The sequence below is a fragment of the Janthinobacterium breve genome, assembly GCF_051380895.1.
Classification (GTDB): domain Bacteria; phylum Pseudomonadota; class Gammaproteobacteria; order Burkholderiales; family Burkholderiaceae_D; genus Janthinobacterium.
Map to the genome: position 1 here is coordinate 1 of NZ_JBNYXY010000021.1, position 8440 is coordinate 8440.

The 8440-nt window shown below is 59.2% G+C and carries 7 protein-coding genes; 1 reads left to right on the forward strand and 6 read right to left on the reverse strand.

The features are described 5' to 3' along the window. Positions 1–350 precede the first annotated feature (350 nt). A complete protein-coding gene (locus tag ACQ4W0_RS28960; protein ID WP_436579870.1) occupies positions 351–1430 on the reverse strand; it encodes a tartrate dehydrogenase in 1080 nt (359 codons plus the stop codon). 114 nt (positions 1431–1544) lie between these two features. Here ACQ4W0_RS28960 and ACQ4W0_RS28965 point away from each other — a divergent pair, with 114 nt between their 5' ends. Then, positions 1545–2444 carry a LysR family transcriptional regulator gene (locus ACQ4W0_RS28965; RefSeq protein WP_436579871.1) on the forward strand — a complete coding sequence of 300 codons (900 nt, stop codon included), beginning with the start codon at positions 1545–1547 and terminating at the stop codon, positions 2442–2444. A 4-nt stretch (positions 2445–2448) separates the two neighbouring features. Here ACQ4W0_RS28965 and ACQ4W0_RS28970 read toward each other — a convergent pair whose 3' ends face one another. The 5 genes from ACQ4W0_RS28970 to ACQ4W0_RS28990 form a co-directional block, all read right to left on the reverse strand. Beyond that, positions 2449–3939 (reverse strand): DUF3482 domain-containing protein, encoded by a 1491-nt coding sequence (locus tag ACQ4W0_RS28970; protein WP_436579872.1) that lies wholly within the window; start codon positions 3937–3939, stop codon positions 2449–2451. Beyond that, positions 3936–5414: a DUF2868 domain-containing protein gene (locus tag ACQ4W0_RS28975; RefSeq protein ID WP_436579873.1), complete on the reverse strand. Its 1479-nt coding sequence runs from the start codon at positions 5412–5414 to the stop codon at positions 3936–3938. The genes ACQ4W0_RS28970 and ACQ4W0_RS28975 overlap by 4 nt, the downstream gene beginning before the upstream one ends. A 62-nt stretch (positions 5415–5476) precedes the next feature. Continuing rightward, positions 5477–6166 carry a phosphatase PAP2 family protein gene (locus ACQ4W0_RS28980; RefSeq protein ID WP_436579874.1) on the reverse strand — a complete coding sequence of 230 codons (690 nt, stop codon included), beginning with the start codon at positions 6164–6166 and terminating at the stop codon, positions 5477–5479. Positions 6167–6384: 218 nt separating this feature from the next. Beyond that, positions 6385–7611: a sensor histidine kinase gene (locus ACQ4W0_RS28985; protein ID WP_436579875.1), complete on the reverse strand. Its 1227-nt coding sequence runs from the start codon at positions 7609–7611 to the stop codon at positions 6385–6387. Beyond that, the gene (locus tag ACQ4W0_RS28990; RefSeq protein WP_436579876.1) at positions 7598–8287 is read right to left on the reverse strand and encodes a response regulator transcription factor; all 690 of its coding nucleotides are present in this window, start codon (positions 8285–8287) and stop codon (positions 7598–7600) included. Before ACQ4W0_RS28990 ends, ACQ4W0_RS28985 begins: the two co-directional genes overlap by 14 nt. Between the last annotated feature and the right edge of the window lie 153 nt (positions 8288–8440).

Below are 8440 nucleotides of genomic sequence, written 5' to 3' on the forward strand. Positions count from 1 at the left end.
TCAAAAAACTGACAGGCTACTTCCGAAGAAGTATCCTATTTCATTATTTCTTGTGAACATTTGATATTTTAAGTTAGACGCCAATCCGAAGATTGACGCTGCACTTACATCAAATGCCCACACTTATCGACTGTTAATTGTTAAAGAACTGTATTCGGTGCTACTTTCGCGCTATCGACAAAGCGTTGTGTTTGTCAGCTGCGAAGAAGGAAGAGTATGAAGCTTTTTCAGCATTTCGTCAACCTTCTTTTTTACTACCCAGCCTCTGAAGGCTGTCCCTTTTGTGCCGCAAACTAGTGCGTCTCATCGGGAAGGCGAACTATAGCAAAGCCGCCCACGGGCGGCAAGCTTTATTTCAGCAATTCGGCAACCGCCATGCCCACCTCGGTCGTACTGGCGTGCCCGCCCATGTCCGGCGTACGCGGGCCGTGCTCGAGCACCTGCTCGATGGCGCGCATAATCGCGTCATGCGCCGCCGTGTACCGGGCGTCGCCATTGCCGAGAAAATCCAGCATCATGGCGCCCGACCAGATCATGCCGATCGGATTGGCGATATTCTGGCCATATATATCGGGGGCGGAACCGTGCACCGGCTCAAACACGGAGGGAAAAGTGCGCTCCGGATTGATATTGGCCGACGGCGCGATGGCAATCGTCCCCGTGCAGGCGGGGCCCAGGTCGGACAGGATGTCGCCAAACAGATTCGACGCCACCACTACATCGAAACGCTCCGGGCTGAGCACGAAACGGGCCGCCAGGATGTCGATGTGGTATTTGTCCCAGTGCACATCGGGAAAGTCAGGGCCCATCGCTTCCACCCGTTCATCCCAGAATGGCATGCTGATCGCGATGCCATTCGACTTGGTCGCCGATGTCAGGTGTTTTTTAGGCCGACTTTGCGCCAGCTCAAACGCATACTTCAGGATGCGGTCGACGCCCTTGCGCGTAAACACGGATTCCTGCAGCACCGTTTCGCGCTCCGTCCCCTCGAACATGCGCCCACCCACGGACGAATATTCTCCTTCCGTGTTTTCACGCACCACGTAGAAATCGATATCGCCCGGCTTCTTGTTCGCCAGCGGACACGGCACGCCCGGCATCAGCCGCACGGGACGCAAGTTGACGTATTCGTCGAACTCGCGCCGGAATTTTAGTAACGAACCCCACAGCGAGATATGGTCGGGCACCTTGTCCGGCCAACCGACGGCACCAAAATAGATGGCGTCGAACTCCTTGAGCTGGGCAAACCAGTCCGAGGGCATCATCTGGCCATGCTCGAGGTAATAGTCGCAATTCGCCCATGCCATCGTCGTGAACTGCAGGTCGATATTGAAGCGGCGCGCGGCGGCCTCGACAACACGCAGCCCTTCCGGCATGACTTCGTTGCCTATGCCGTCGCCGGCGATGACTGCGATTCTGTGTGCGGGCATGAGGTTCTCCTGGTTATAGATGGATGCTAGATGGATGCGTTGATGATACTGGCGCCGCATCAGAATACAATCAGGGAATTCATAATCCCAGTATTTACATTTCGTGATTAATCGATGAAAAATACGCCACTGCTGGAAGATTTACGCCTGTTTTGCCAGGTCGCCCACAAAACCAGTTTCGCCGCCACGGCGCTGGAACTGGGCGTGTCCAAGGCGGTCGTCAGCAAGCGCATCGGCATGCTGGAAGCGGCGCTGCAAGTCCGTTTGCTGCACCGGACCACGCGCCGGGTCAGCATCACCGATCACGGCGAGATCGTGCGGCAATGGGCGCAGCGCATCCTGGAAGATGTCGAGCAAATGCGTGAAGCGGTCGCGCAGTCGAAATTGCAGCCGCAGGGCGTGCTGCGCATTTGCTCCAGCTCTGGTTTCGGGCGTAACCGCCTCGGTCCCGCACTATCTCAGCTGGCGCGGCAATATCCAGACCTGAAAATACAGCTGGAATTGCTTGACCGCCCCGTCGACCTGCTGGGCGAAGGTTTCGATCTCGACATTCGCGTCGGCGTGGTGCACGAGCCAGACCTGATCGCCCACCGCATTGCCAGCAATCAGCGTGTGCTGTGCGCCGCGCCCACCTACCTGGCACAACATGGCACACCCGCCACCCTGGCACAATTGCGTGAGCACGCCTGCATCGTCATCCGCGAGCGCGACCAGGATGGGCGACGCTGGAAACTGCAAGGGCCGCACGGGCTGGAAACGGTGAAGGTAGATGGGCCGCTGTCGGCCAACAATGGCGAGATCGTGCATCAATGGGCGCTGGACGGCCACGGCATCATCTTGCGCTCGGCATGGGATGTGGAAAACAGCTTGGCGCAAGGCAAGCTGGTGCGCATTTTACCCGCGTATCAACAAGCCGCCGATGTGTGGGCGGTGACCACCTCGCGCCTGTCGAACTCGGCCAAAGTCAGGGCCTGCGTGCAATTTCTGCAGCAGTGGCTACAGGCCCGCGCCTGATTAGCTACACCAGGCGCGCCACATCCGGATACAGACGCGCCAAGGTATCGGAGGTGATGGCGGCAATCACGGGTGCGACGCGCTCGGCGGCTTGGTCAGGTGATTTTTCCCGGCGCACCTCTTTCCACAACTCAAGCAAAGCAGCGTCATGGCGCGCGACCGCTTGCTCGACCTCATCTTGCCAGAATGCCGGCGCCTCGCCTTCCACAAAGTTACCGCGGCCACGGCCAAAGTGTGCCACCGCCAAGTAACGCAGCACGCCCGCCACCACCAGGGTACGCAAGAAGGCATCCGTAAATTGCATGGTGGGCTCGTTACGGTCCGTGCCGGAATTAAAACCCCAGGCTGCACCCGCAAACGTCAGTGCACCAACCACGCCGCCAAGCAAGGCGCCCGTGCCCAGAGTCAGGCCGCCGGAAATCAGGTCGGCCGACAAACCCGTCGCCGCACCGGAAATCATGGCGCCCAATAGCCCCGCCTGCGCCTTGTCGATCGGCGCGCGCACGGCGAAATTTTCCCGTATCCGGCTATTGATCTTATGCGCATCGGTAGGATCGAGTTTGTGCAAGATCAACAATTCACGCGTCATGACACCACTGTGCGTATTGAGCCGCGCCACCAGATTGGCCATGGCCTTTTCCTGGCGTTGCTGCTCTGCATTCTTGCCGATGCCCACGACCTGCAAGGCCGATTTCAGCAAGCCCTTGGAGACGGGCTCGATGGCTTCGCGATCCTGCCCAGCCGCGGCCAGCTGCGCGGCCAGCAAATGCATGGACTGCTGGAAACGCGCCGTATTTTGCGCTTGCCAAGTAGCAAACAAACGCGCGTAGCCTGCTTGCTGCGACTGCGGCAACAACTTGCCCACGGCTTCGTAAAACACACGCTCATGTACCCAGCAACGGGCAAAGGCATCAAGCGCCAGGACGTCGCGCACGATGGGATATTGCTGCAAATGTTCGCGCCAGCGCGCCTGCTCGCCGTGTTCCTCATTGCCCGGACGTGGCGGCCCCATCTGATTGAGCAAGACCACCACGGGCTTGCCCAGCCATTCGAGGATTTTCATTTCCGCCGGCAAATAACCCGCATCCCTGGGATGTTCCGAGGAATTGACCAGGTACAGCACCACGTCGGCCGCGTCCTTGGCCGTACGCAGCGCTTGCTGGCTGAGCCAGAACGGACGGTCGCGATAACGGTCCAGCACTTCGCGCAGGAACCAGCCGATGGGATTGCCGGACTGCCCCAGGCGCTTGAGCAGGCGCACGGAGTCGCCAAAGCCGGGCGTGTCCCACAATTGCAGAGCATCACCCTGTGGCGTCGCCAGTAAGGTATGCGATTCCGCAAACACGGTGACGTGGGCGGCGTCGCGCACTTCGCCGATATCCACGCCCACCAGGGTGCGCGCCAGGGTGGTCTTGCCATTATTCGTATGCGAAATCAGTGCAAACTGAATCTGCACCGCATCATCCTGGACATTTTTATTCACATTCACACTCATGCTGCTGCCGATACTTTCAAGCCGACACCGGCATCGAGCGGGTGCAAGGCAGGATTGAGCAAATTGACCAGGGTGGCCGGGGTTTGATGGAACAGGCAAAACTGTTGCCACAAGGCGACTCTTTCCGCCAAACGGGCGGCATTATCCACCTGCTCGCCAGCACGCTCCAGGTAGCTGGACTCGTCGATCAGGACGGCAATGCCGCGTGTCGACGATTGCACCAGGTAATCGAGAAAGGCGCCGTGATTTTCCTTTTCCGGCGTCGCCGTCAGGTTGAACAGCACGGCCGTGATATTGACTTGCGGATCATTCAAGTCGGTACCGCGCAAGACCTCCTGAGGCTCTTCGCCATACGACGTCGATGGACGCAACATCATGCGCCCCTGCTCGCCAAACAGCATGATGGACAGCTGGCCCAAGCCTTTGTGGCGCGCCTCATCGACAGTAAAACTGTACGGCAAGACGCGCAACATGCCGCCCGTAGCCACGCCGATGCTTTCATTGAGCTTGCGGAAATACGGTTGCTCAAGATCCAGTGGAAAGTGCTTTGCCAGGCGTGCGGCGCGCCAATTATTGACCAGGGCCAGGATCAGGCGGGGGACGACGACCAGCAGGAAAATCGTTGCCGCATACAAATGCACCCAGCGCGCGCCGCCTTCGACGGTCGTCGTTTGCGGGAAACGCAGCGCTTCGATTTCCGCCAGCGAAAAGCCTTGCAAATGAAACAGGGCAATCGCTGGCGCAAACAGGGGCGAAAGCAGGCTGTGCACCTGACTGGCATTCAAAAAGGTGCTTTCCCAGCCAGCCGCGTATTGCGACAGGAAGCCGCGCGCATACAGCGAGGCGACGGCGCCGATGGCAAACATGGCGGCGCTCAGGTGGATGGTACGGCTCAGGCGCGCGGCCGTCAGCTTGGCGCTCAGGTGCGCCCATTCCCCCATGAAACTGAGCAAGCCCGAGGACAAGGCGTGCGGCAGCTTGCGCGGCAGGGCCAGGCGGCCCACGCTCAAGTGGCGCACCAGCCCCGCTTTCGGCCAGCCGAGGGAGTGCGAGGGGATGCATAGCCAGATCAGCAAACCCAGATAGACCAGCACATTCCAGGCGATGATCAGCAGCAAGGGCGCCGACAGCAGGTCGACGCGGTGCGGATCGGTGATGCGGTCGAGGCCGGCACCCAGCAGCAGGGCCAGCAATGGCAAGGTCAGCGCCAGGGTCTTCATGCCGTTGCGACGCTTCGCAAACGCCGCGAAGGCGGGGGTGCGCTCGGTGATGCGTTTGAGGATCAGCTCGGAGCGCTGCTGCAGGAAATCGTCACCCGTGACTTCGGCCTGCTTGCCCGAGGCTTGCCACTGCGCAAGCTCACGCGCGCTGCGGCTGGCATACATACGGTCATCCTCGCTGAGGACTTCTTTTTTCTGGTCGGCCGTTTCGATAGCCCGGACCAATACCACTTCTCTCGCAATCTGCTCGTTCATGGTGCTCCTGTTTTTGTATGAAACGACAACTTGACAGGCAGATTGTGACGTATTTTTGTATTTCAGGCCAACGCGTCCTCCGTCCGGAACAAGTGATGCAGCAGATATATCAGGAAAGCAGCGATCCAGGCAGACCACAAGGTATGCGTGAAAAATTGCGTACCTTGCAACTGTTGCTGCCAGCCTGCCGCCAAACCGCACAGCAGCATGACACCGGCCAGCAGAAGCGCCGTGCGTGGCCGTGCTGGCAGGCAGAACAATAGCAAGGCCAGCAGCCACCAGGCAGTGTTCGCCTGGGTAGCGGGCAGGCAAGCCATGGCAGACGCACTGGCGGGTAAGGTTTCCAGCATGCGCGCATACGGTTCCAGTCCGCCATAGCGAAGCAAATCCGTAGGGCAAGGCACATCGCTGAAGGACGAGAGCAAATAGATGCTTGGCGGCACCAAGACGACCGACAGGGCCATGACGCGCAGGGCACTGCGGCGTGATGCAAGCCAGGCCAGCGGACGCAAGGTATCCCAGATGGCCAAGCCGATGACGGCGGCACCAAGCAAAGTCATGCAAAACTGGAAACTGCCCGCCAGCGCGCTGTCAGCACCGGAAAATTGCCCACGTGCCCCGTCGAACATACTGTCGGCGATCTTGAGGTCGAGGTTGCTGTAATTGCCGATCCAGAGAATCAGCATGGCCGATAGCATCAGGACGCTATCGATGCCTTTGGGAGTTTTGACGAGTTTAAGCTTGGCCAGCATGGATGCACACATTACTTGATGAGATAAAAGGGACAGGCTGCACAGGATTGCAGCCATGGAAGTCATCGTACAGTGTCAATATGAAGAGAACATGACGCTGCCGCCGTGCACAATGCGAACGGGGCAAGACGCGCTTCCAGAATCACCTTACAAGTATCGGCATGAATTACGTGTTAACAGGGCGTTAAGTTTTCGTTAAGTGCTCGCAAAAAGCCGGCTTAAATGAAATCAATCCGCAGCATGGTGCCGCCAGCGGGGCGGACATGGAACGCCAGATCCGCGCCCAGATACAGGCAGATGCGTTGAACCAGGCCCAGCCCCAAGCCTGTGCCGGACGAGCCGCCCAGAGTGGCCGGTACGGGTTGATGCAGCAGGCGCGCACGCGCCGCTTCCGGCAAACCTGGCCCCGTGTCATCAACGATCAGCGCACGTCCGGCCAGGCGCACGATCACTTCACCCTGCAAGGTGTATTGGCAAGCGTTGCGTACCAGGTTGCCAATGGCAGCCACCAGCAATTCACGCGGGGCGTTGACCAGAAAATCCTCGCCGCCCGCAAACACGAAGGTAAGCGGCTTGCCGGCCGTATACGATTGACAGCGCAGGCATTCCTGCCGGACCAGTTCCGCCACGGAGAGTGACGCGCATTCCAGCAATTCGGGGGCGCGCGCCAGACGCAACAGCACCGTCACGGAATCGCTCGCTTCGTGCGCAGCCCGGTAGATGCGTTCGGCGGCGGAACGCACCACTGGATCGTGGCCGCCTTGCTCCATCAAGATTTCCGCCGCACCCGTGATCACGGTCAGCGGCGTGCGCAGCTCATGGCTGACATCGCCCGTAAAAAAACGCTCTCGATCAAGAACTTCGGTCAACTCCGTCGTACGTGCGGCAAAAGCACGCGCCAGTATCCCCAATTCATCGGCACTGTCCTGCAATGGCAAGGCCGCCTGGCCAGCCTTGACGGCCTGCGTCAGTGACATGATCGGCGTGATCAAGCGATTGGCGATGAAGGCGCCCAGCAGCGAAGCACAAATCAGGAAACCGATGAAGCCAAGCGCAAACATGCTGTACACCACCAGCTCGATCTTTTCATACTCGGTGGCGTGATCGATGACGACGAATTCCCCATGCACATCGCTGCCGACCAGCACGTGCAGATCGACGCCGTCGACGGTTTTCTCGTGCATGCCGGGCGCCAGGCCACGCAAGGGCAACGGGGTATCCTCGGCGTGATGAAAACTCAAGCCTGCCGGCATCTCGACAGACAAGCCAGCCACATGCCTGGGTGAAGCCCAGGCCGCCACTTCTTTCAGGCGCTCGTCAACCAGGCGCACTTCGATGCCCTCGACGGCGATGGCAGCGATAATGGCAAAAAAGACGCTCGCCACCACGGCGAACAGTAGATAGGCGACGATGATGCGCCGCTTCAGCGATTTAAACGGGCGCATCGCTACTCAGTAATTTATAGCCGATGCCAGGAATGGTGCGCAGCATTGGAAAGGCATATGGTTTGTCGAGCACCTGCCGCAGCGCATGGATATGCGTGCGCAGGGCATCGCTGTCAGGCCGGTCATCGCCCCAGACTTCATGCTCGAGCAGCTCGCGCGGCACCAGCTTGGGCGCTTCGCTCATCAGGCATTTCAGGATGATGTAACCGGTCTTGGTCAAGGTCAATGCGTGGCCGGCGCGCCGGACTTCGAATTTTTCCGTATCGAAACGCAGCTCGCCCACCGCCAGCACGGCGGCGGCCGTCGTTTGCCCGCGCGCGCGGCGCAGCAAGGCTTTCAGGCGGATTTCCAGTTCCAGTAGCGAGAATGGCTTGACCAGGTAATCATCGGCGCCACTGTCAAAGCCGGCGACCTTGTCTTGCAGGGTATCGCGCGCCGTCAGCATCAGCACCGGCGTGCTATTTTTCAATTCACCGCGCAGCTTCTGGCACAGTTCCAGGCCCGTCAGGCCGGGCAGCATGACATCGAGCACGATCACATCGTAGTCATGCTGGGCCAGCAAGGCCAGGCCCGCATAGCCATTCATGGCCGAATCAAGTACATGGCCCTTCGGTTCCAGATAAGCGTAGAGATTAGCGAGAATATCGGGGTTGTCTTCAATGATCAGAATGCGCATACCGCCATTGTAGGGCGGATTCGGCCGCCCCAAACAAAAGCACCAGACGAAAAAAAACCCCACCATTGCTGGCGGGGTTTTTCTCTACTGCGAATAACAAGCCTGACGATAACCTACTTTCACACTGGTTGCAGCACTATCATCGGCGCAAAG

What these genes read in the sequence shown, in the direction of transcription:
- ACQ4W0_RS28990 (WP_436579876.1), bottom strand. Translation starts at nt 8,287, where the DNA reads ATGCGCATTCTGATCATTGAAGACAACCCCGATATTCTCGCTAATCTC.
- ACQ4W0_RS28975 (WP_436579873.1), bottom strand. Translation starts at nt 5,414, where the DNA reads ATGAACGAGCAGATTGCGAGAGAAGTGGTATTGGTCCGGGCTATCGAA.
- ACQ4W0_RS28970 (WP_436579872.1), bottom strand. Translation starts at nt 3,939, where the DNA reads ATGAGTGTGAATGTGAATAAAAATGTCCAGGATGATGCGGTGCAGATT.
- ACQ4W0_RS28980 (WP_436579874.1), bottom strand. Translation starts at nt 6,166, where the DNA reads ATGCTGGCCAAGCTTAAACTCGTCAAAACTCCCAAAGGCATCGATAGC.
- ACQ4W0_RS28985 (WP_436579875.1), bottom strand. Translation starts at nt 7,611, where the DNA reads ATGCGCCCGTTTAAATCGCTGAAGCGGCGCATCATCGTCGCCTATCTA.
- ACQ4W0_RS28965 (WP_436579871.1), top strand. Translation starts at nt 1,545, where the DNA reads ATGAAAAATACGCCACTGCTGGAAGATTTACGCCTGTTTTGCCAGGTC.
- ACQ4W0_RS28960 (WP_436579870.1), bottom strand. Translation starts at nt 1,430, where the DNA reads ATGCCCGCACACAGAATCGCAGTCATCGCCGGCGACGGCATAGGCAAC.